This is a genomic window from Providencia sp. PROV261 (assembly GCF_028477945.1).
In the GTDB taxonomy this organism is placed as follows: Bacteria; Pseudomonadota; Gammaproteobacteria; order Enterobacterales; family Enterobacteriaceae; genus Providencia; species Providencia stuartii.
The window spans coordinates 276629-299257 of record NZ_JAMPMC010000003.1; the positions used below are offsets into that span (position 1 = coordinate 276629).

Sequence of the window (22629 nt, forward strand, 5' to 3'; positions counted from 1 at the left end):
TCAAATTAAGGAGAGCAAATTTTGCAATCAAACATGACTTATCTAGTCCGCCGTTTTTCTACTGTTTTCGTTTTATTATTAGGTCTGTTTGTGGCCACACAAGCACTGGCACTAAGCCCTGAAGAACGCACGCGCACAGAAGCACTGTTAACTGAACTAGGTAAACAGCAGAATTTAACCTTTACCCGTAATGGCTCTGAGCACAGTGCAACCGATGCGGAGTCTCATCTACGCTTAAAGTTAAGCAAAACACACAAACGCTTGAGCACCACTGAACAATTTATTGATAACGTCGCGTCCAAATCCTCTATCACAGGTGAAGAGTATCAGGTCAAAGACAGCGAAGGGAAAGTCACTTCCGCGAATCAATATTTACATCAATTACTAAAAGAAAAAGTGGATACCCAAAAGCCTTAGTCTTGGTGATATCGGCTATTCTCCCATAAAAAAAGCTTCAGTGGCTGAATATAGCCCTGAAGCTTTTTTATTATACCTAACGTGTTCTCGCATCGAGCCATAGGAAAACCCTATAGACTCGACACACACAAGGGGGCAATTATTGTTTCTCTATCTTCGCCCAAGTATCGCGCAAGCCTACCGTACGGTTAAACACCAGTTTATCTGCGCTGCTTAAACGGTTATCTGCACAGAAATAGCCTTCTCGTTCAAACTGATATGGCTTATCTGTTGCAGCTTCACGCAAGCTCGGCTCAACAAACCCGTGTCGAATAACCAATGATTCTGGGTTAATGACCGATAAGAAATCTTCTTCCGCCGCTGGGTTTGGTACGGTGAATAAACGGTCATATAAACGAATTTCAGCAGGTAGTGCGTGCGCTGCGCTAACCCAATGAATAACGCCTTTCACCTTACGACCATCGGCAGGGTCTTTATTTAGGGTTTGTGGATCATAGGTGCAGTAAATCGTTGTGATGTTCCCTTCTGCATCTTTTTCCACGCGCTCTGCTTTAATAATATAAGCATTACGTAGGCGAACTTCTTTACCTAACACTAAACGTTTGTATTGACGGTTAGCCTCTTCGCGAAAATCTGCGCGATCAATATATAACTCGTTGCTAAACGGCACTTCACGAGTTCCCATCTCAGGTTTATTTGGATGGTTAGGTGCGGTCAAGATCTCTTCGCCTTCTGGCATATTTTCAATGACTAGGCGTACAGGATCGATCACCGCCATCGCACGCGGCGCGTTTTCGTTAAGATCATCACGAATACATGATTCCAGCGACGCCATTTCCACGTTATTGTCTTGCTTAGTCACGCCAATACGCTGACAGAATTCGCGAATAGATGCAGCGGTGTAACCACGGCGACGCAAACCCGAAATTGTCGGCATACGCGGGTCATCCCAACCATCAACTAATTTATCTGTCACTAATTGGTTCAACTTACGCTTAGACATGACCGTATATTCAAGGTTTAAGCGTGAAAACTCATATTGACGTGGATGGCAGTCAATCGTGATGTTATCAAGCACCCAATCATATAAACGGCGGTTGTCTTGGAATTCCAATGTACACAGTGAATGTGTAATGCCTTCTAATGCATCGGAAATACAATGCGTGAAGTCATACATTGGGTAAATACACCATTTATTACCTGACTGATGGTGCTCTGCAAATTTAATACGATACAAAACGGGATCACGCATAACGATAAAAGGTGATGCCATATCGATTTTTGCACGTAAGCAAGCTTTACCTTCTTCAAAGCCACCCGCACGCATTTTTTCAAATAGCGCTAAGTTCTCTTCAATACTACGGTCACGATAAGGGCTATTTTTACCCGGCTCTTTTAGAGTGCCACGATATTCACGAATTTGCTCTGGGCTCAGTTCATCCACATACGCTAAGCCTTTGTTGATAAGCTCAATAGCGTATTGATATAGAATATCGAAATAATCAGAAGAGTAGTGAACCTTACCGCTCCATTGGAAACCTAGCCACTGAACGTCTTCTTGAATCGAGTTGACATATTCAACATCTTCTTTGACTGGGTTGGTGTCGTCAAAACGTAAGTTACACTGACCCTGATAATCCTGCGCTATACCAAAATTCAGGCAAATTGATTTTGCATGACCAATGTGTAAATAGCCATTCGGTTCAGGTGGGAAACGTGTATGCACCGAAGTGTGTTTCCCGCTCGCCAGATCTTCATCAATGATCTGACGGATAAAATTTGTTGGGCGAGTCTCTGCCTCATTCATTGTCATCATTCCTCAATGCCAAAAGCGCGTAATAGCAAAATATATTCTACCATAATCTGTCAAGAAACAACCGTTTGATCAACTATGTATTGATTAAACACATATTGCCCTGTATTTCGCACCTGAAACAATGATATTAAAGCAATACATTAGGTTAATAGCATAACACTTAACACAATAAGAAGGAGCAGTGGATAACTTTGAGCATGGCGCTTATCGCTCAAGTATGGCATCAATAAACTGGCAAAACGAATTCCTAGCCATGATGTCACAATCAGAATTAATGCCCCCTTGATATAAACCATCCCAATAAAGCCAGCACCTAATTGAACATGTTCCGTTAACGCAAAATAAAAGTAGGTCAACGTTCCTGTTATCGCCATCGGTAATGTTAGTGGGTTTGCAAACGCAGCAGCTTGGATCATCGTCGCCCCACGACGTCGCATTAGTGGCACCGTCATCACACTCCCCCCCACACCGAGAAATGCAGCAACCGCCCCTATGACTAAACCAATAGGTATATCAGCAAAAACACCGCCGCCTGAAGGCGTTATGCCCTCAGTGTGTGTTTTCATAAACCCGGGTCTTATCAGGCAATCTAAAATCGTAATAACAAGATAGCCAATAAAGAGCCAACGGATCCATTCACTATCAACAGAGAGCGCAATAAAAGCCCCCAAAATACCGCCTAAAGAGATAGGAATAATAAACGGGCGAATAATGCTCCAATTTAAATGACCTTTCCGATAATGCGCCCTACTTGATAGTGAGGCAGAGAAAATCATCACGCAGGTTGAAGTTGCGACGGCAATTTGCATCGCAACTGCACTTGCTTCGCTCTCTGGCCCCCACACCAAGGTAATGAGCGCATAGAGTAGAGGAACCGTAATAAAGCCCCCACCGAAACCAAAAAGTGCCGTCGTGATCCCAGAAATAAAACCAAAAAGACAAAGTAGTAGAGTCACCAATACATCTCCATTCAAGATAACGTTGTTATCTTATTGTGAAGAGCCGTGATTAACTTACGCATAACGGACAATGTGTTTTGAAATTTCGCCAAATTTAAGGGAATAAAAAAGGGAGGCTTACGCCTTAATGTTGATCAGTTAAGAACTAAATAATGGATTGAATGATCCTACAGTTCTGCAAAAATACGTAATCATCCGAAGATTACAGATTTTTTATGTTACTTAGCCAAGCTTTCGAGACTGTTCTGGCTTTCTCGCCAAAAGAATTTACAGCCCTTTCTGACCTCCTTTCCGCTGAACTCATTGACGAATGTCTCTTTTTCGTTCTCTTTTCATGGCTCAACTCGTTTTTCATCTCGATATTGTTTTACCGAGCAACCGACCTTACGTTGCACCAAGTGCCGTTGTTCAGGCTCGGCAACGGTTAGGGGAAGATGCCGTTCGCAAAGTATTTGAAAAAACAAGCCAGCTCTGGCTTGATAAACTGCCATTATCACACTGGAACGGATTAACCTTGATGGCTGTCGATGGCACATTATGGCGGATACCAGATCCCCACTATGGGTATCTGATGCTGCATGGTTTGCTCAGAGGTGAAGGCCGAGTCCAGAACCGTAAACGTACATATCGCCTCTACATCGAGGAAGGCTTGCAGGTCAGGACGAAGAAGCGCAAGAAGCTAACCCAGTCAAAGCAGCCCATGGAAGTACCAACGGCTCCCAATTAACGTTGGTCTATAGCCTTTGTTTCAGACCAACTCAGCAATGGTCGGTGCTTTCGGGTACTGAATGTCGTGGATGATTATTCGCGGGAAATGGTCGGTCAATTAGTCTCTGTGGCCATCAGTGGCAGGCAGGTCGCCAGATCCTTGGACCAATTGATGGAAGAACGAAGCAAACCCAACAAGGTTACCTGCGATAATGGGACCGAATTTACCAGCAAAGCGATGTTTTTTTGGAGCAAGGAAACCGGTATAACATTGGGCTTTATCCAGCCAGAAAACCCCACGCAAAACGCCTTTGCGGAAAGCCTGAATGGTAAATTCAGAAATAAATGTCTGAACCCTCATGGGTTCAGAACCTTAGACGAAGCCAGATACGAAATCGAGTTATGGCGTGAACACTACAACCATGTTCGCCCACATAGTTCACTGAACGATATGCCGCCTGTTGCGTATGCCAAGCAAGTCACTTCACAAGCTTATTCGCGGTTGGGATATATTTATCAAGAAGGAATTGGCGTAAAGCGTAACCTCGGAATATCAGGACAATATTTTATTCAGGCAAATGTAACGAATACGCTTAATTCATTAAAAGGAAATAAATTTGACTGTGATATTTAAAAAAATTGAGAATTCACAATAATTTGAATACTTCTAAATGTTTTTATGTGAGTCCAAAATCCTCAATGGTTTTAGATTCAGACTCACACTATTCACACTATGGCTTCGTTACATTGGTTTTCTGGTTTATATACATTTCCTTTTCTGAAAGAAAAATCAATACAATAAAATAAATGAATGAAATAACACCGATAACAATCGAAATCCAATTTAATCCAACTAGTGTATAAAAGTAATTAGATACTCTATTCAGTAAGAACATAATGAAACAGATAGCGATAGGATACCGATAGCCAATACTGCGCAATCGCTGGATTTCCAGTAATGAAAAAGTACAATAAGCGAGACCATAAATGATCAGAATAACCAAACCATAGGCAAATGAAATAGAAAACCCCAAATCCAAGTCAATACTTTTTGATAGGGCCTCATGAGTGTATCGATAATTAGCGCTTACAAATAAAGAATTAACCACCTTAATTGATAATGTCAATAAAATTGCAGTTAAAATATAATAACAAAAAAATGAAAGTGACTTTCTTTTAGTATATAAAAATGCGGTACCTATTTTTCCTTCAGTCATAACTTCCTTATAATATTGATTGAGTGTGAAATTTTAAAATTTAGGCCACCCAGTGAATATAAAATCATTACCAACATACAGTGGTGGCTCTGGAGGTGTATTTACTTCAGGTTCATCTGGCGGAAAATCCCCAGAGAGTGGTTCCATTAAACGAATATAAAAATAGTGATAATTTATTCCCTCTGCGCGCTGTATATCGTGGACAAACCAACTATAGAGCTCATTTGAAACAGGAACATATGATATCGGAAATGGCATATTATCATATCCCGCCGTGCCACAGTCGATATAGTATTGTGCCCGACGTTTAGCGGGCCAGTATATTTTATCAAAAATTTCAGGTGGAACAGGGCTAAGCTTTCGTGTTTTGACTTGCCATGCCATTTTTGCTACTTCAGATAACCACCCCCAATCTTTCTTCAATAACGCCATTTTTTCAGAAGCACCGAACGCAGCTTGTCTAGACTTAGCTGAAATATTAAAACCACTTTGATGTGAACCTGCGGATAATAATTCGGCTTTCTCTTGCTCCTCTAATTTTCGTAGCTCATTTTTATATTCATAATGCTTCTGGCCTAACCACGCAAAATAACTGTCGAGGTGAGCATTCAAGGCCGTAAATGTCAATTTTTTTAATGGAATGCCTGATTGATAATAATCTACCCACTCTGTTGCCTTTTTTCCTTCCACCTTTTGTTCATCTTGGAAATAAAGCCACGTATCAAAATCCATCTCGCGCAATGCATCGAGTTCAGGAAATGGAACTCCAGCATGAAATGCGGCTAAATGCATTTTATTTAAGGCGACTTTAGCGAGTTCTTCATTAGGTTTCTGTTCATTGGCTCTTAATCCCCCGCCGATATCCTCACTGCAACCGGGTAATAGCTCTTCCTGATGATGTTCCCCACTTCTGCCCGTTAAATAGAGACAACGCCATTTGCGTTTTTCATGGGCAGCTATCAAATGTAAAGACTTTTTAACTATTGTAGGCAGCGGTGTCATATGGTCAATATATTTACGCCCTGCAACCGTAGTAATTAATGAACCAACCGCAACTTCCGTTACTTTATTGCTTTTCGCCATTATCGTCAGGGCATTCAACCCATAATCCAGTCCATTGTCATTACTTTCAGGCGTGTCACGAGAGCAATCGAATAGGCCCACAAAAAGAATATCCACCCAAGCACCACCGTGAACGCCCCCGTAAAAATAGAGACCCGTATCATAATCTTTTTGGCAAATTTGGTTAATTAAAACGCCAATAAAGTATCGCGCTAATGTCGCGCCCATATCAAAGCCAAACACAGAAACTGATATGCGATGAAGTGGAATGTCACCAGTATTTTTCGCTTCTTGATAAGCCCTTTTTATGACCTCTTTTAAATCATTAATCCGCGTTTCAACACCAGTCACAAAATTATAAGCAATAAACTCGTTATCTCTTAAAAAAGGTGTTCCTCAATGCCTTTTTTGCTTATTTTGGCTGTATAATCGATAAGAGTCTCTCCCATCAATTTCATTTGACCTTTGGGAGACAATAATTCTTCAATATCTTTAACACCACCTTCCCCAAATAAAGAATCAATGCCAATATCTTTAAACGCATCAATCTCAGCACTGATAATTTCATCCAATGCCTCATCTTTAAAATCACTATAGATTTCCGATGCGACTTGACTGGCTTTTTTACCCGCTAGAGCTTGATAAGGAGTCCCTAGACCGGAAATATAAATTCTACTATAGGTATCGGTTTCTGTATTGAAATCATTATTTTTATATATTGCATATAGTTTTGCTATATTGCTCAATTTTTCATCTTATTTATCTTTTTCTAAGTTCCGGCCAACACCATCAAAAAATAAGCCTATATGTAAAGTCCGTGAACAATTCCCCAATTTACATTCTTGTGCTTGCTTTGCTTTGTTTGTTGCTGCAATGATCGAATCAGTACTAGCTCGTTTATCATTATTCATTATGTGTACCCTCAATTTCTTTACTTGAGCTAAAAGGGTTATATGAAGATGAGTTTTTATTATTCCATTCTAGTTTAATTGTATTTTCTGGTAAAAAATGAACATGTAATGTATCGTCCCCTTCTTTACGCTCAGGTAATGGTACCTTAATTTGATAATTTTCAGAACGCATTCCTGCGTCATATTGTGAACCTTTGACACCTAATCGCCACTTTATTACAGCTATTTTTCCTTTTATTATTCCGCAGCATGTCATTGCACCTGAACCATAGGCATAGGGATTGTATTTATAAGCGGGTGCATTCCCCCCCATAATGTTATTTAAACTAAACCATGAAATGGGCCTGTTTTGCCAATTATGAGTAACTAAAGCGACCTCTTTATTATCTAATGCATCATTTACACTTGACTTTGATGCAAACAAAACAGATAGCCCAATTAAAAATGCAAATAAATACAACTTGAACCTCAGTAGCCTTTCGTGATTTTGTTGAATCCATGTCATGTTTTTCTCCTATATTTAATTTTATTGCAATATGCTTGTTAGTTAAATCAATAATTTCATATTGAGCTAAATAATAAATATTTGCTTTTTCATTCAGTGAAAACCCTTACTCGCCCAGCTCCATCAAAAAATAAACCCCGTTCTGTCTTTTGTCCAAAACCATAAAGTCAGCGCAAACCCCATAAACAAGATAATCAATAACACCACTAACCAGCGACGCGTATTGGGACGTGGCACTTTTGCGGCAGCAGGCGGAATGGTATTGAGCCAAACAGGCATGTCAGCCTACCTTGGCGGGCGAAAAGGAGCTGATTAAGGTACAGCCACAACCGCATTTATGCCCCTGAAAAGCGACAGGGATACCGTTATCGAGGTAGTTAGGATTACCTTCAATGATGGTGGTCGGACCGTGTCCTTTTTTTGGGCAAGAAACCTGATCGCCTTTACGTGCCACCCCAATGCCCCCGAATTTCATGGTATCAAAGCCTGTCAGCACGGTGCCACCGTGGGTGGTTTTATCGCCTTTACGAATAATTTGTTGCATGGTTTTAGTCCTTTAAGATTTCAGCTGGTTAATAGCCCGTTTCTTCAATAAGTAATAAGTGCGTTTGTATCTTCATTTCTTCAAATAAATAGGTTGATGACTCCATCTCTTTTTCCGCAACTATTTTAACTCTCTTATCAGTCATCCATTGATAATCAAAGGTTTCATCGCCTTTCGTTTTACTCTCGATTTAGATAGCTTAGATTTTTAGTGGGCAATTTATTTTTAAGTCTAGCATGTCGATAATCATCGAGGTTTATTAATGTGTTATAAGCTTGTGATAGGGTTTGGCTAGGAAAATAATAGGTATATTCTAAAGTACCGTCATATTCCTTTCCTTCGTCTAACTGTCGGCAATAGGATGAAAATGTTGCATTCTTTGATTGAAGTTGCTTTGTTTCAACATTATGATTATTAGCGAAAGCTTGTAATGGAAATTTAATATAAAAATAATCAGAAAAATTTTTTAACAATAAATCAAAAGTATTCCACCTCCACACTTAATTAGACAATTTCAATTACTCCTTGGTTATAATTTAACTTTCATCAACAATCATCATATAATCTTTTTTATTAGCGTAAATTTTGGTGATGGTATATAGCATTGCTCATCATGATTATTCGACTTTTTCTTTATTACTCTGTAATATTAATGAATTAATCTATGCAACCTAGAGCACTTCCTTTATCACACTCAAGGATGTTGAGTAAATCATCAAGTTTATCAGTCTGTGTTTTAATACATTCATATTGATATTCTTTATTATTCGTTAAATGTGTGACTTGCAGGCCGCCGTCATTATTTTCACCTTCAATATTTTTATATAATGAATAATTAGCATCACCACTTGAATAAGTAACCCTATAGTATTCAGTGTTAAATCTAGAGTAATAACTGTACTTAAAATTGCTATTTTTTGATAAGCTTGAAGAGTAGTTAATGACAATGGAATCATTTTTTTTCATTGTCAGCATTAGTTCATCATCAATTGAATACACACTAATTACACCATCCTTCGTGGTGCAATGAAAAAACATCTGATTACTTGCAAAAGCGTTTGAAGATATAAGTGTAATGAAAATTATTTCTTTAAGTTCATTTAAAAATCTCATAATTTTTCTCCATTTTTTTATCATATCCTTTTTGCAAAGGGCCATTATATGTTTTTGCAAAAGTCAACCAATCCTTCTCTCTTATTGATTTAAGTAATTTATTATTTGATTTTATGAAATTAACAAATGCATTTAATTGGTTTTTTTCTGATTCAGACATAGCAAAAACAAAATCTTCCGGTGTTGAATAACCCGCTGATGAATAATTTGAACCCAATATTTGGAATTTTCCCCATGATGCTGATTTCAAAGCGGCAGTTTTATCCAAATTATATGCTTTTAATAATTTAGAATATTGTGTTGATATACCACCATAGCCACCAGCTTTGCCATTAGAGATATCTGCGTACTGATCAAATCTACCTGCTGTATATTTTCTAAAGTGGTGCCTTTCAAATAAGATTGTAGGAACGTAATCATCGTCATTTTGAAATTTAAAGTAGCTGCCATAACTTCCAGTTTCTGTCATTGCTACCGCTTTGATTGCAGCGACTTCACACTCCAAAATTTCAGCCGCAGCTAAGTAATCATTGTCATCAATAATATCGCCATTATAGAAATGTAAAAACTCTAAAGGTGTCAATGTATTTTCAATTGGAGTTACAGGATAATTTTGCATTAGGAAAGGTGCTAAAAACACCAGCGGATGCATATGCCACACTTCAGGACCAATTTTTTCGTTAGTCACATCCTGCATCCAAACCATACTATCGAGAAACTCTTCGCTGTAAGAACGCCATAAGGGAGCCTCTTCACTCAGCATGTTTAGAAAATTTTGCCATACACTATCGTTTTTTTTGTAATACCAATCACTAGGGTGTTTAACGATGGCTTTATTCACGAGGTGGGAGAACATCGGGTTATGAAAAGCGCGACGGTATTCTTCAGGATTGTAGTGCTCCGTTGCACTGCCTTTAATCTTATTGATTAAACGTTGATAATTATGGGCAATAATTCCTTTTTCAGGACGGGGTGACACTTTAGCTTCCGCCAAAATAGTATCAAATATCGCACTGATATAAGTGGCTTTGGGTTGAATGTACCCGTTTAAATAATCAAACGTTTTTGTTTCACTGGTTAAGGTCCTAAAGCCTATTTTCTCTAAATCATAACGCGACAGAAAAAGCGCATGTTGGGTAATATTTTGGTATTCCGCTTGTTTTGTTTCATCGGCTTGAATTTCTTCAACACGCTTTATCAGTGAGCCGATTTTATCTTTATCTGTGTCACTGATATCAATCTGTTTTGGAAAATACCCTAAATGCTCGGGTAAAAAATAGTATTTTTGCTGTTGTTTGTCCGTTTCGACTTTTATCCACTTTTGAATCTTCTTAAATTTTCAAATGCGACTCTATCCGCTTCACTATTTAATAAGATTATTGATTTTTCTAAATCGACCATTTAACTCACCACTTTATTTATATAAATTTTCTTTTAAAAAGATTCTACTGAGTCAATTTTCCAGCCATTTAAATCTTTCGATAAAGTAATGAAATATAGTGAGCTACAGTTTTTTTCACCTAAAATAAGCTTTAGCTTTGCTTTATCATTTGACACTTCGATATATTTTACATTTATATTTTCCAACCAGTCCTCACAGATGGCTTGGGCGTCAATATAATAGTCCCGATCTATATCACTTGCGTTTATTTCACGTCTTAATCGTAGTGTCACATAAGTATTGGTACTGAGCAAGTCAAACAACGGTGGAAACGTATTTTCGAGGTCGTCATGGACATAGGCAGGAATGGTCGCGAGATCATGCTCTAACGAAAAGGTTAATAAACTCCCCGCCAAACGGGTCAATTCAGCCCAAATGATTTCAGGGTGGCGCTGTGGATAGCTTTCATAATTCATGAGAACATTAGCATGGGAGTTTAAGGCGTTTAACAACCAAAATAAGGAAACATCAGCGACGGCAAAATCAGCTAAACGTTCATTGCTCTCACGGCGCATGGACATCAGTCGTTGGCAACGGGAGCGTATTTGGCGATTCAGCAACGCTAACCGTTCCTGTAATTCTCGGCTTGCTGAAAATTGCGTCATGGGGGGAATAAATGTTCTGTCAATTGTCCATCCTCCCTGACCATCACGAGTTAGGCGTGCAATAGGACACGTTTGCCACGCATCATTATTTTCATGCTGAAAACGGACAGCAATATTAAAACGGGCAACTGCCATGGATTCATCATCCTGACCAAACACATCCGGCACATTCACCCACTCTTCCTGATAACGAAGGGAACGTTCAGAAAAGCCCCCTTTTTTCTGAACATTGATGATCCCTTGTTGAAGGAGTGGCAAGGCCAGCACCAGCACAATACTGTCAGTTTGGGATAACGCGGCGGAATTTAACTCTCGGGGCTCTGGAGTGATATCACTGACTTGGGTATCTATTAACGTCCCATCCGGCAACCATGCCCTTAGTTGATGAACTTGTAAACGACCTGACGACAAAAGTAACTCATCCAATTCAACTTTTTCCACTCCCCAGTTAAAGGGAGAGGATAAACCGGAAACACCTTGGTTAGTGAAAGCCTCCCATTGCGCTTGCTGTTGAAATTGTTGCGGAGAGAGTAATGCGCCTTCATTCCATAATGGGCGGTAAATTTTCATTCGATGATCCTTTTATTTAAGCAAAAGCAATTGGCATTATGATTCATTTTCCCGAAACAATTCGGCGGCGAGGTGATGTATTCACTCAAATTTGGAAAGTAAAGCATTTCTGATGTTTTGATACGCTACCGCCCTTAGCCGTCACCCAAGGCTCATAAGGTTAAAATACGCTAATACTGTCCTGACAAATCAATCCAAATTAATAAAAAATGGCACTTAAAAATAACCCGTGGCCCATCAAATGATGAATGCAATTGATGGACCGCTTGAATCTAAACGTCCATATCCTAAATATAGTGCTCAAATTATAGGAATTAAGGATTAAGTCAGCAATTATTTTTATCAATTTCTCTTATGTAGCCACAAATACGCATAGTGAGCATTATTCACTAGCTGAACTAGACATAAAATGTATTGTAAGGTAACAGAATGAAATAATCTGGAGTGAAGACGGACTTAAGAAGCCATGCTGGCGCATTCAAGGCTGTGTTGTATGTTATCAATTAGAAAGGTAACGTAAGGAAATTTAATGGTTGATACCTATTTTATGTGTGAAAAATGTTTCTTTCCGGTTTGTCACTGCGATGCTGACTGTCATGAGTAGTCTCATTGTCACGTGAAGAGCATAAGAATAGTTGGGATATTATTCTTATGCCAAATCAAGCCGCGAATTTGCAGTATGGTTTCGGCTATACTTTATTGTTATAGATAAATTAGTTGTTAATTATCCATAACTTAGTGATTTTATCTTGAATTAATGACCATAAGGCCACTTTGCGATGATGTTTTGCATGGAGCATTGAAAAATAGCTCAATGCTTCTGTTATCGATTCTTCTGTGTTTATTGCGATACTGTAATCAAAACTTTTCTTTAAATCCGAAATCGCATACGCATAATAGCGACTTTGCGCGGTGAGTATCGCCCCTTCAGTAAGGCAACGACGAAGTATAGTGGCAGCCCTTATATAGCCCTGAGTATATAAATAAAAAAGGGAGGCTTACGCCTCCCTTTGACTCTGTCAATAACTGATTAGCAAACCACTATTTTAGCACGTTGTAGATCACGGTTTCACCCGCGGTCACATTTCCGTTAGCTAAAATTTCAACACCAGCAAAATCATCGATATTACTGATAATAACAGGGCTGATCATCGATTTAGCGTTAGCTTCTAGGAAAGCGATATCCAACTTCAGAATTGGTGTACCGGCTTTCACTTCACTGCCTTCTTCCACTAAACGCGCACAACCTTCACCTTTTAGAGCAACAGTATCGATACCCATGTGAACAATTAACTCAACACCATTTTCTGTTTCTAAACAGAACGCATGATTAGTTTCGAAAATTTTCACGACGGTTCCTGATGCTGGTGCAAGCACCTCATCACTGGTTGGTTTAATGGCAATACCATCGCCAACGATACGACTAGAAAAAGCTTCATCTGGCACATCATCAAGGGAGTACACTTCACCACTGACAGGTGCTACCAGTGAAAGAATTGTTTCACCTTTTGTTTTCACAGGCTCGGCTATCTTGGCTTTTTCAGTTTCTGTTGCTGAAGCAGAAGCTGCAATTGGGCCTTTCGCAATCACTTCTTTCATCGCCGATGCGACCAGTTCAGCACGTGTACCTACAATGACTTGCACGCTTTGTTTATTCAAACGAATAACCCCTGAGGCACCAAGGCGTTTAGCCATCGCATCATTAACAATACTGGAATCTTTCACATTCAAACGAAGACGAGTAATACATGCGTCGATACCTGTAATATTGTCACTTCCGCCGACAGCTGCGACATATTGACGGGCTTCTTTCTGAATATCGCTATCTGTGCTATCAGCTGAGCTCAAGTTTTCATCATAACCGTCAATTGTTTCATCACCTGCACTCACTTCACGACCTGGCGTTAACAGTTTGAACTTGGTGATCATAAAACGGAAAACAACATAGTAAATACAGAAGAAAACGAGACCTTGAACAATCAACATCCACCATTGCAGCGCAAGAGGGTTACGTGATTGCAGTAACATATCCACTAAACCTGCACTAAAGCCGAATCCCGAGATCCACTCCATTGTGGCAGAGATATAGATAGAAATACCGGTTAATAAGGCGTGGATCACATACAGTACAGGCGCCACAAACATGAATGAGAATTCAAGTGGCTCTGTAATACCTGTAAAGAAGGCAGCAAAAGCACCCGCAAGCATAATACCTGCAACTTTGGCTTTATTTTCAGGACGAGCGCAATGGTAGATAGCCAAAGCAGCGCCTGGTAGACCAAACATCATAATAGGGAAGAAACCAGCTTGATAACGTCCAGTGATGCCTGGCGTCGCTAAACCTTCTTCAATTGACTTCGCGCCACCGAGGAAGTTAGGAATATCGTTAATACCTGCAACGTCAAACCAGAATACAGAGTTCAAGGCATGGTGCAGACCAACTGGGATTAATAAACGGTTAAAGAAGGCATAGATACCTGCGCCCACTGAACCTAAATCTTTGATACTTTCACCGAATGAGACTAATGCATTATAAACGACTGGCCATACGTACATTAGAATGAAAGCAAGGATAATCATTAAGAAAGAAGTCAGGATTGGAACCAGACGACGTCCACTAAAGAATGATAACGCTTTAGGTAATTCCACCCCACTATAACGGTTATACAGCTCAGCCGAGAGCACACCGACCAGAATACCCACAAACTGGTTATTAATCTTATTGAAGGCAGCAGGAACGTTTTCAAGCGGAACATTCATAATCATGGAGTAAGAAGCTGGTGAACACAGCGTTGTCACCACTAAGAACCCCACAAACCCTGTCAGCGCCGCTGCACCATCTTTATCTTTCGACATACCATAGGCAATACCAATGGCAAACAGCACAGACATATTATCAATAATAGCTGCGCCTGATTTAATAAGTAACGCTGCGATTGCACTATTGGCGCCCCACCCATCTGGGTCAATCCAATATCCAATCCCCATAAGGATTGCGGCGGCTGGCAGTACAGCCACAGGCACCATCAATGCCCTGCCGATCCGCTGTAAGTAGCTAAGAATATTCACGAACTCCCCCTTTAAAGCCCTATTATTGCCCCATTCACAGGATCTTATTGTTCATACACCATAATAATAATTTAGGTGTCTGAGTGTAGCAATTTCATAGTCTAGATGAATTTTTTCGCGATACAAAATAAATAGGTTCGATTTGTGATAAATGTCAATGATAATTTTCATTATCCACCTAAATTAGTGGCTATTATTGAAAACTTATTTTATGATTAAAAATAACTTATCTACTGGATTTAGCTGTATAGCTAATAGAGAATCGATACTCCCTGAAATTTCCTATAGTTAGTTAATAAAAAGTCAGGGGCATAGCAACTCAAAATAGCAAAGTTACATGCTGGCGATTGAGTACAATCGCTGATTTGCAACAAATGTCATGTAACTTAAGCCATAAAGAGTATGGCGATCTTTCAGATTTCATAGAATTAACAGACTGTTACTAGAGGTAAAGTATCATGAGGCTTCTCCCACTAAAAACTGCTCACGACGTTGGGATTTGGTCTGCACAATATATTGCAGATAAAATCAACGCTTTTAACCCAACAGCCGAGCGCCCTTTTGTTTTAGGTTTGCCGACCGGTGGAACTCCGCTTGCGACATACAAAGCGCTTATCGCGTTGTATCAAGCAGGCAAAGTGAGCTTTAAACATGTTGTAACGTTCAACATGGACGAATATGTGGGTATCCCAGAAGATCATCCGCAAAGTTACCATACTTTTATGCATGAAAACTTCTTTAACCATATTGATATTCAAAAAGAAAATATCAATTTGCTAAATGGTAACGCATCGGATGTGGATGCTGAATGCCAACGCTACGAAGATAAAATTAAGTCTTATGGCAAAATTAATCTATTTATGGGTGGTGTCGGTAATGATGGTCATATTGCCTTTAATGAACCCGGCTCATCATTACGCTCTCGTACTCGTATCAAAACATTAACCCCCGAGACGCGCATCGCTAACTCACGTTTCTTTGATAATGATGTCAATCAAGTACCGAAGTTTGCCCTTACTGTAGGTGTCGCAACATTAATGGATGCGGAAGAGCTGATGGTATTGGCAACGGGTGCCAACAAAGCCAACGCCGTTCAAGCTGCGGTTGAAGGTTCAGTCAATCATTTATGGACTATCAGTTGTGTGCAAATGCACCAAAAAGCATTGATCGTCTGTGATGAACCCGCAACGCTTGAGCTAAAAGTAAAAACACTCAAATATTTTACGCAGCTAGAATCTGACATTATCGAAAAATTTAACTCATAATCATTCGATCACCCGACCTGTGGAAGCAGGTCGGTGACCCGATGTTTTATCTCTCCAGAAGTCAGGAGCCAAATACCATGTACGCATTAACCCATTGTATTATTTATACAGGTCATGAAAGATTAGATAACCATGCTGTCATCATAGATGGTGCTCTTATTAAAGATATCTGCCCATTAGATGAACTTCCCTCTGATATCGAGCTGCACGATTTACAAGGTGCTATTCTTTCTCCCGGCTTTATTGATTTACAAGTCAATGGCTGTGGTGGCGTCCAATTCAATGATAACAAAGAAAATGTGACATTGAAGCATCTGGAGATAATGCAAAAAGCCAATGAGCGTTCTGGGTGCACAAGTTTTCTACCAACCTTAATTACCTGTTCCGATGAACTGATGAAGCATGGTGTAGAAGTGATGACGGAGTACTTAAAAACACATCGTCATCAAGCGCTCGGCCTACACTTAGAAGGCCCTTACATCAACATCGTGAAAAAAGGCACGCATAATCCTGAATTCATTCGTCAGCCTTCTGCGCAAATGATTGATTATTTAGCCGCTCATGCAGATGCGATTACCAAGGTCACCTTAGCACCGGAAATCGTGGGTGAGTCTTATATTCGCCAATTGACCAATGCTGGCATTATCGTTTCTGCGGGCCATTCAAATTCAACTTACGAAGAAGCGCGCCTCGGCTTTAAAGCGGGTATCCGTTTCTCAACCCATCTCTTTAATGCAATGCCATATATTTCAGGTCGCGGACCTGGTTTAGTAGGGGCAATTTATGATACTCCAGAAGTGTACGCTGGCATTATCGCAGATGGTCTTCATGTACAATGGGCAAATATTCGTAACAGTAAACGGTTGAAAGGTGATAAATTAGTTTTAGTTACGGACGCTACCGCGCCTGCTGGTATTGATCCTCAAACTGGTGAAATGGATCATTTTATCTTTGCAGGCAAAACCATATACTACCGGAATGGATTATGTGTTGATGAGAACGGAACCCTCAGTGGATCGTCACTAACCATGATTGAAGCAGTTAAAAATACGGTAGAACATGTCGGTATCGCATTAGATGAAACATTAAGAATGGCAACACTTTACCCCGCTAGAGCGATTGGCGTCGAATCCCACTTAGGGTCTATCGCGCCGGGTAAAGTTGCGAACTTAACTGCGTTTAACCACGACTTCCAAATCCTTTCAACCTATGTCAACGGAGAGGAAGTCTACAAAAAATGAGTATATAGCTGATGAACCATAGTCACTCGCTAAAGCAAATTGGTAATATTGATCTGGTAAAACAACTCAACGGTGCCGTGGTATATAGCCTCATTGACCAACATGGTCCTATATCTCGCATCCAAATTGCAGAGCAGAGCCAACTTGCCCCCGCAAGTGTCACTAAAATTACTCGTCAGCTACTTGAGCGCGGCCTCATTAAAGAAGTCGACCAGCAAGCCTCTACAGGGGGGCGACGTGCCATATCTATCGTATCAGAGCATAAAAACTTTCATACGATAGGTGTGCGCTTAGGTCGTTATGATGCCACTATCGCCCTTTATGATTTAAGCGGCAAGCTACTTGTCGATGCCCACTATCCAATCTCAGCGCCTTCTCAGCAAGCGGTAGAGCAAAAACTGATTGAAGCGATAGAAGACTTTATTGCGCTCAATCAACGCCGTCTTAAAGAGCTTATAGCCATCTCAGTCATTTTACCCGGCCTCGTTAGCCCACACAGCGGCATTGTTCACTATATGCCACACATTAAAGTGGATAACTGGCACCTTATCGATAATTTGCAGGCTCATTTCAAAATTACCTGCTATGTTGGGCACGACATCCGTAGCCTTGCCTTAGCAGAAAGCTACTTTGGAGCCACAAAAGATTGCAAAGACTCGCTACTTGTTCGGATCCACCGCGGTGCAGGTGCCGGACTGGTCATTGATAATGAAATCTTACTAAATCACCGTGGTAACCTCGGTGAAATCGGTCATATCCAAGTGGACCCTCTAGGTGATTTGTGCCATTGCGGTAATTTTGGTTGCCTCGAAACTATCGCCTCAAATCAAGCTATTGAAAACCGTGTTCAACAGCGCCTAGAACAAGGTTTTACTAGCTCACTCACACTAGAACGTTGCTCTATACAGCATATCTGCCAAGCTGCAAATAAAAATGACCCTCTGGCGACAGAGGTGATACAGCATGTCGGCCGCCAAATCGGTAAAGCCATTGCTATCGCAATCAACCTGTTTAACCCTGAAAAGGTGGTTATTGCAGGTGATATTACGGAAGCCGAGCAAGTCTTACTGCCAGCTATCCAAAGTTGTATCGATACCCAAACACTCAAAGAGTTCCGTGAAAACTTACCGGTAGTTACCTCACAATTAGTGCATACCTCAGCAATCGGTGCCTTCGCCTTAACAAAACGCGCTATGCTCAATGGGGAGTTGCTCCAAAAACTCCTTGATAACTGATCTCACAATCCCACCAGCAAAAACCAGAAACTGTTGCTCCATTTCTGGTTTTTGCTCTGGATTAGATTCTTTTTCCTTAACGCCAAAAACAGGCAAACCGTGCGTTGATAGATCTTTTGGATCACCATTTCACTGTTAGTTTGGCATCCCAACATATTAAGATGGATACAATTACTCTCATGTGACATGTCACAGTTTTTTCGATGAATGACTTGTTTTTTGCTGTCTTTATCGACAAAATGATTATTCATCAAACAAACGGACGCATTTTCACAAAAATAGTGAAAAAAGCAGTTGACTGTCTTAGCTGTAATTAGCATAATGCGCCCCGCAACGCCGATGAAGGTAATGCAAAAAAGATGGCTATGTAGCTCAGCTGGTTAGAGCACAACACTCATAATGTTGGGGTCACAGGTTCGAATCCCGTCATAGCCACCATGTTTGCGGGAGTGGCGAAATTGGTAGACGCACCAGATTTAGGTTCTGGCGCCGCGAGGTGTGCGAGTTCAAGTCTCGCCTCCCGCACCATTTCCTTCTCGGTTATTGAATTTAAGATTGGGGTATCGCCAAGCGGTAAGGCACCAGGTTTTGATCCTGGCATTCCCAGGTTCGAATCCTGGTACCCCAGCCATCTTAAATTAACGAATTTAGAAGACATCCTCGGATGGGGTATCGCCAAGCGGTAAGGCACCAGGTTTTGATCCTGGCATTCCCAGGTTCGAATCCTGGTACCCCAGCCATCTTCTCCTCTTCGTAGGTTGTCTTGAATCCCATGCAGTGAAGTTAAAAAAGCAGTTTTACTGTATGACATGGCTATGTAGCTCAGCTGGTTAGAGCACAACACTCATAATGTTGGGGTCACAGGTTCGAATCCCGTCATAGCCACCATGTTTTGCGGGAGTGGCGAAATTGGTAGACGCACCAGATTTAGGTTCTGGCGCCGCAAGGTGTGCGAGTTCAAGTCTCGCCTCCCGCACCATCCCTAACTAGGGATAAAAAATCTGATATATTGGGGTATCGCCAAGCGGTAAGGCACCAGGTTTTGATCCTGGCATTCCCAGGTTCGAATCCTGGTACCCCAGCCATCTCTCCCCCTACTCCACTTCAAAGTAAAATTTTCACCTAATATACCTTTGGGCTATCCCTTATACTTTCTCAAAAGAGACAACTTCATTTATCACTCAAGCTCAGTTACAGGTTTGCATCATCTATTTTTCTGAGCCTAAGTAGACCAATGTACAGCCATTTCAGATACTATTTTCGTTCCGTATACCCACTTAGTGTTCGTCAGCTGGCAAAACGATGAACAGCACCTATCGTATAGATGACCTTGAGATATTTTCAGAGAAACAAAAATAATCAGACAGTGTATCCATTACAGTGTCATCCCTATAACCAAATCTTATTGCCTGATTTATTCTCCTGTTCATCTAGCTCAATAAACAGGTTTCAAACCTACCATAAACACATCGTAGTGTTTTAAGCGGCATAGTGCTTTGCTTGAGGATAGAGGCTATTTGATGCTTCAAGAAAGCCCATTAGCCCATCGACACGAGCAATAAGGAGATCGCTTACCCCGAGAATTTGCCGTTTAATCACCACAGAAAGCCATAAATTACCACTCCACTTTCATAGAGGTAGAGCTGCTTATCTTTTAAATTTGAAACGAGAGCAGTTTAAGCAGCCTTCTTCACATCGCCGCCGTCTTCTTTCACTTTATATAGGATGGGGCGTATAAAGCGTTTCTTGTGGCTTCTGTTGCCACTGCTTTGGCGCACGCGGATAGTCGCGGCTGAGTCGCTTATTCTTAGAGCAAAAAGATGTTTAATTTTGTTTGATAGCCCTCAGCGCTTATTGGCTAGCTAAGCTAACTAGGGAGCCATTGATTCACCAGACTATTAGGTACAATAGTTTTGACTTACTCTAACGCCTTTTGCTGTATATCAAACACCAGAGAGAAATCATCTAACAGCAAAACCCTGTAGCCATTCCCTTTGGTATGTCAGCATTTTTCGCAGAAAACAAAAATATCTATATTTTATCCGCATACCTATCAGGTAATAACAAGGTAGCATTATTGACACGTTTTAATGAGAAATCATTGACTCATTACAAAATTGTTTCTCCCGTGATATCTCACGACCTTTGATTTATCTTAATAATTTTCCGTTAAGAATTAACACTGATGATATTAATACTTAGTTCGTTGGGCTAGCTCAAAACTGAGTTAGCCCAATTAACATTTCTATTAAAAATTTATTATTTTGTTATTAATGAATTATAATCCTTTATCAAGGATTCATAGTTTATAAAAATCGTATCAATATCATTCGACACATTCTTGCCTTCCTTAGCTTTTTTCTCTAACACTTTTAATTCGATAACAATTTGTTGATATTTTCTTAAATATTCTTTAACTGCATAATCTGAGCTTTTTATGTTTTCTTTATTGAGTAACACTTCATTGCCGAATAATTTTTCTAACTCGACTGACTCAGCTTCAATTTTAGCAATTTCATCAGAAAGTACTTTCAAATCAATTTTCTCTGGCTCCATTGACTCAATAGTATTAGACAGTAGATCCAATGAGTTCATAATTTGAAAACGAATAATTAAGCCTTTTTCCTTCACTAATTTAAGCTCTTCAACATGCATATCTTGATAATAATTTTCATATGCATTTTCTAATTTTTCTTTTTCATCAATAAGTTTGATGTAGGCTTTTTTAGCATCGTCGTATAACACTTGCATTTGCGCATAATCATCTAAACGATATGTTTTTTTGATAATGGCATAATCACCTAATTTTATCATTTTTTCATATAAATCAACATAACTTTTACCATAAGCAATACCTGCAGCGTCTAATTCAGGGATCTCTGGGGAAAGCGTCGCCATATAATCAAATGCTTCTTTGATATTATTTAGTTCTGAATTATTGAAATGCATTGAAAAAGTAATGTCCAATGACAGTAAGCTTCCACTTATTTCTGCCCTATTTTTTAGATCCGTTTTGTTATCAATTGCTTTAAAAGCCGGAAGGTTAAGTGTCATATTTTTATCAGAACTGAATGAATCTAATACACTTTTTGTATTATTTAAAATATTAGGATTTAAACCACCTGATATCACTGATGTTTTTTTCCTTATTATATTGCCAAATTCCTCCTCAATGGCATATGTCCATAAATTACCTTTTTCAATCTTTTGGGCCAATTTAGCTTCATTGAAGTTAGTGTTTTTCTGTTTTGACTCAGATTGTTCTGCTTTATTTTTCTGAGATGGAGTGGTATTTGAGCTTTCATTAGAATCATTACACCCCGTAACTGATATTAATAAAAGGCTTAATATCGAAACTAATATTTTCTTTTTCATAATCCCTCTGCATATTATTAATTTTTTACTTCCAAGTAATTATCATAGCTCTTTTTTACGAGTAAAAAAACAATGAGCTTAACACTATCCTTCACACTCCTATTTTTTAATAACAAAGAAGATTAACATTTACGGTATTACATTTGACAATATTTCACAGTAATACATTAAAGATAAAAAAGAGCCGATCAGTATTCTCAATTTTTCAGTAACTATTTGAATGGCTTGTGCCGAAAATAAAAGAAGTGTGCTCGTAGTCAATTTTATTCAATATCTTAGTTTGGTGCTTTCTCACTTGTTGAGACTCGAAAGCAGCCTTATGTCACATGAGGTCTTTACTCCAACATTCCCCATATGAGCTTCACTAGGCTTGTTGTTCGACGGGTTCCGCAGATAATGTGGCGTCATTGCGTTATTTAATCAATGAAGTCAAAATACTATCCTCTTAAAATACTTTTAGGATTTTACCGAAAATGAAAGATTGTGCCATGCATCATTCCTTTTTAATGTGTTTACTGAAATGACACAAAATATCTATCACACCTGAAAAAAGTATATTATAAAAGATATTTCAAA

At 39.7% G+C, this 22629-nt stretch carries 17 protein-coding genes, 7 tRNA genes and 3 pseudogenes; 13 read left to right on the forward strand and 14 right to left on the reverse strand.

The features are described from left to right. Positions 1 to 21 precede the first annotated feature (21 nt). Entirely contained in the window at positions 22 to 417 is a 396-nt protein-coding gene (locus tag PR675_RS01740) for a DUF5329 family protein (RefSeq protein WP_223854703.1), read from the forward strand. 139 nt (positions 418 to 556) lie between these two features. Here PR675_RS01740 and glnS read toward each other — a convergent pair whose 3' ends face one another. Together glnS and PR675_RS01750 are read right to left on the reverse strand one after the other, a co-directional pair. Beyond that, the gene (gene glnS, locus PR675_RS01745) at positions 557 to 2224 is read right to left on the reverse strand and encodes a glutamine--tRNA ligase (protein ID WP_014657755.1); all 1668 of its coding nucleotides are present in this window, start codon (positions 2222 to 2224) and stop codon (positions 557 to 559) included. Positions 2225 to 2373: 149 nt separating this feature from the next. Beyond that, complete coding sequence (locus PR675_RS01750; protein ID WP_014657754.1) at positions 2374 to 3189, reverse strand: sulfite exporter TauE/SafE family protein; 816 nt, start codon at positions 3187 to 3189, stop codon at positions 2374 to 2376. 218 nt (positions 3190 to 3407) lie between these two features. Here PR675_RS01750 and PR675_RS01755 point away from each other — a divergent pair. Together PR675_RS01755 and PR675_RS01760 are read left to right on the forward strand one after the other, a co-directional pair. Then, positions 3408 to 3623 (forward strand): annotated as a pseudogene (locus PR675_RS01755) (transposase domain-containing protein); the annotation flags it as partial. A 122-nt stretch (positions 3624 to 3745) separates the two neighbouring features. Further along, positions 3746 to 4381, forward strand: a pseudogene (locus PR675_RS01760) (IS3 family transposase); the annotation flags it as partial. A gap of 250 nt (positions 4382 to 4631) precedes the next feature. Here the strand turns inward: PR675_RS01760 and PR675_RS01765 are convergent. The 11 genes and pseudogenes from PR675_RS01765 to nagE form a co-directional block, all read right to left on the reverse strand. Continuing rightward, positions 4632 to 5117 carry a hypothetical protein gene (locus PR675_RS01765; RefSeq protein ID WP_004917717.1) on the reverse strand — a complete coding sequence of 162 codons (486 nt, stop codon included), beginning with the start codon at positions 5115 to 5117 and terminating at the stop codon, positions 4632 to 4634. A gap of 33 nt (positions 5118 to 5150) precedes the next feature. After that, positions 5151 to 6530 carry a DUF2235 domain-containing protein gene (locus PR675_RS01770; protein ID WP_081045567.1) on the reverse strand — a complete coding sequence of 460 codons (1380 nt, stop codon included), beginning with the start codon at positions 6528 to 6530 and terminating at the stop codon, positions 5151 to 5153. Between the two features lie 29 nt (positions 6531 to 6559). After that, the gene (locus PR675_RS01775) at positions 6560 to 6925 is read right to left on the reverse strand and encodes a hypothetical protein (RefSeq protein ID WP_014657748.1); all 366 of its coding nucleotides are present in this window, start codon (positions 6923 to 6925) and stop codon (positions 6560 to 6562) included. 9 nt (positions 6926 to 6934) lie between these two features. Continuing rightward, on the reverse strand, positions 6935 to 7090 hold the full coding sequence (locus PR675_RS01780) for a hypothetical protein (protein WP_014657747.1): 156 nt from the start codon (positions 7088 to 7090) through the stop codon (positions 6935 to 6937). Continuing rightward, positions 7083 to 7595, reverse strand: coding sequence for a DUF3304 domain-containing protein (locus tag PR675_RS01785; protein ID WP_060560659.1), 513 nt, complete (start codon positions 7593 to 7595; stop codon positions 7083 to 7085). The genes PR675_RS01780 and PR675_RS01785 overlap by 8 nt, the downstream gene beginning before the upstream one ends. 123 nt (positions 7596 to 7718) lie before the next feature. Further along, positions 7719 to 7874, reverse strand: a complete 156-nt coding sequence (locus PR675_RS01790; protein WP_004917708.1) for a hypothetical protein — start codon at positions 7872 to 7874, stop codon at positions 7719 to 7721. Position 7875: 1 nt separating this feature from the next. Beyond that, positions 7876 to 8139: a PAAR domain-containing protein gene (locus PR675_RS01795; RefSeq protein WP_040132913.1), complete on the reverse strand. Its 264-nt coding sequence runs from the start codon at positions 8137 to 8139 to the stop codon at positions 7876 to 7878. 657 nt (positions 8140 to 8796) lie between these two features. Beyond that, the gene (locus tag PR675_RS01800) at positions 8797 to 9252 is read right to left on the reverse strand and encodes a hypothetical protein (RefSeq protein WP_040132912.1); all 456 of its coding nucleotides are present in this window, start codon (positions 9250 to 9252) and stop codon (positions 8797 to 8799) included. Further along, positions 9236 to 10231 (reverse strand): N-acetylmuramidase family protein, encoded by a 996-nt coding sequence (locus PR675_RS01805; RefSeq protein WP_239686436.1) that lies wholly within the window; start codon positions 10229 to 10231, stop codon positions 9236 to 9238. Before PR675_RS01805 ends, PR675_RS01800 begins: the two co-directional genes overlap by 17 nt. A gap of 578 nt (positions 10232 to 10809) precedes the next feature. After that, positions 10810 to 11868 (reverse strand): annotated as a pseudogene (tssK, locus tag PR675_RS01810) (type VI secretion system baseplate subunit TssK); the annotation flags it as partial. A 1041-nt stretch (positions 11869 to 12909) separates the two neighbouring features. Continuing rightward, positions 12910 to 14937: an N-acetylglucosamine-specific PTS transporter subunit IIBC gene (gene nagE / locus PR675_RS01815; protein WP_014657737.1), complete on the reverse strand. Its 2028-nt coding sequence runs from the start codon at positions 14935 to 14937 to the stop codon at positions 12910 to 12912. A 458-nt stretch (positions 14938 to 15395) separates the two neighbouring features. Here nagE and nagB point away from each other — a divergent pair, with 458 nt between their 5' ends. From nagB to PR675_RS01865, 10 genes are all read left to right on the forward strand, one after another. Further along, a complete protein-coding gene (nagB, locus tag PR675_RS01820; protein WP_004917685.1) occupies positions 15396 to 16202 on the forward strand; it encodes a glucosamine-6-phosphate deaminase in 807 nt (268 codons plus the stop codon). 77 nt (positions 16203 to 16279) lie between these two features. Next, on the forward strand, positions 16280 to 17443 hold the full coding sequence (nagA, locus tag PR675_RS01825) for an N-acetylglucosamine-6-phosphate deacetylase (protein WP_060560658.1): 1164 nt from the start codon (positions 16280 to 16282) through the stop codon (positions 17441 to 17443). Between the two features lie 11 nt (positions 17444 to 17454). Continuing rightward, on the forward strand, positions 17455 to 18678 hold the full coding sequence (nagC, locus tag PR675_RS01830; protein WP_004917681.1) for a DNA-binding transcriptional regulator NagC: 1224 nt from the start codon (positions 17455 to 17457) through the stop codon (positions 18676 to 18678). 361 nt (positions 18679 to 19039) lie between these two features. Further along, positions 19040 to 19116 (forward strand) — tRNA-Met (locus PR675_RS01835). A 5-nt stretch (positions 19117 to 19121) separates the two neighbouring features. Then, a tRNA-Leu gene (locus PR675_RS01840) sits at positions 19122 to 19206 on the forward strand. A gap of 28 nt (positions 19207 to 19234) precedes the next feature. Then, positions 19235 to 19309, forward strand: a tRNA-Gln gene (locus PR675_RS01845). A gap of 34 nt (positions 19310 to 19343) precedes the next feature. After that, a tRNA-Gln gene (locus PR675_RS01850) sits at positions 19344 to 19418 on the forward strand. A 71-nt stretch (positions 19419 to 19489) separates the two neighbouring features. Beyond that, positions 19490 to 19566 (forward strand) — tRNA-Met (locus tag PR675_RS01855). A gap of 6 nt (positions 19567 to 19572) precedes the next feature. Continuing rightward, a tRNA-Leu gene (locus PR675_RS01860) sits at positions 19573 to 19657 on the forward strand. A gap of 31 nt (positions 19658 to 19688) precedes the next feature. Continuing rightward, positions 19689 to 19763: transfer RNA gene (locus PR675_RS01865), tRNA-Gln, on the forward strand. Positions 19764 to 20937: 1174 nt separating this feature from the next. On the opposite strand, the gene PR675_RS01870 is transcribed toward PR675_RS01865, so the two are convergent. After that, on the reverse strand, positions 20938 to 22053 hold the full coding sequence (locus PR675_RS01870) for a DUF3829 domain-containing protein (protein WP_004917671.1): 1116 nt from the start codon (positions 22051 to 22053) through the stop codon (positions 20938 to 20940). Positions 22054 to 22629 lie beyond the last annotated feature (576 nt).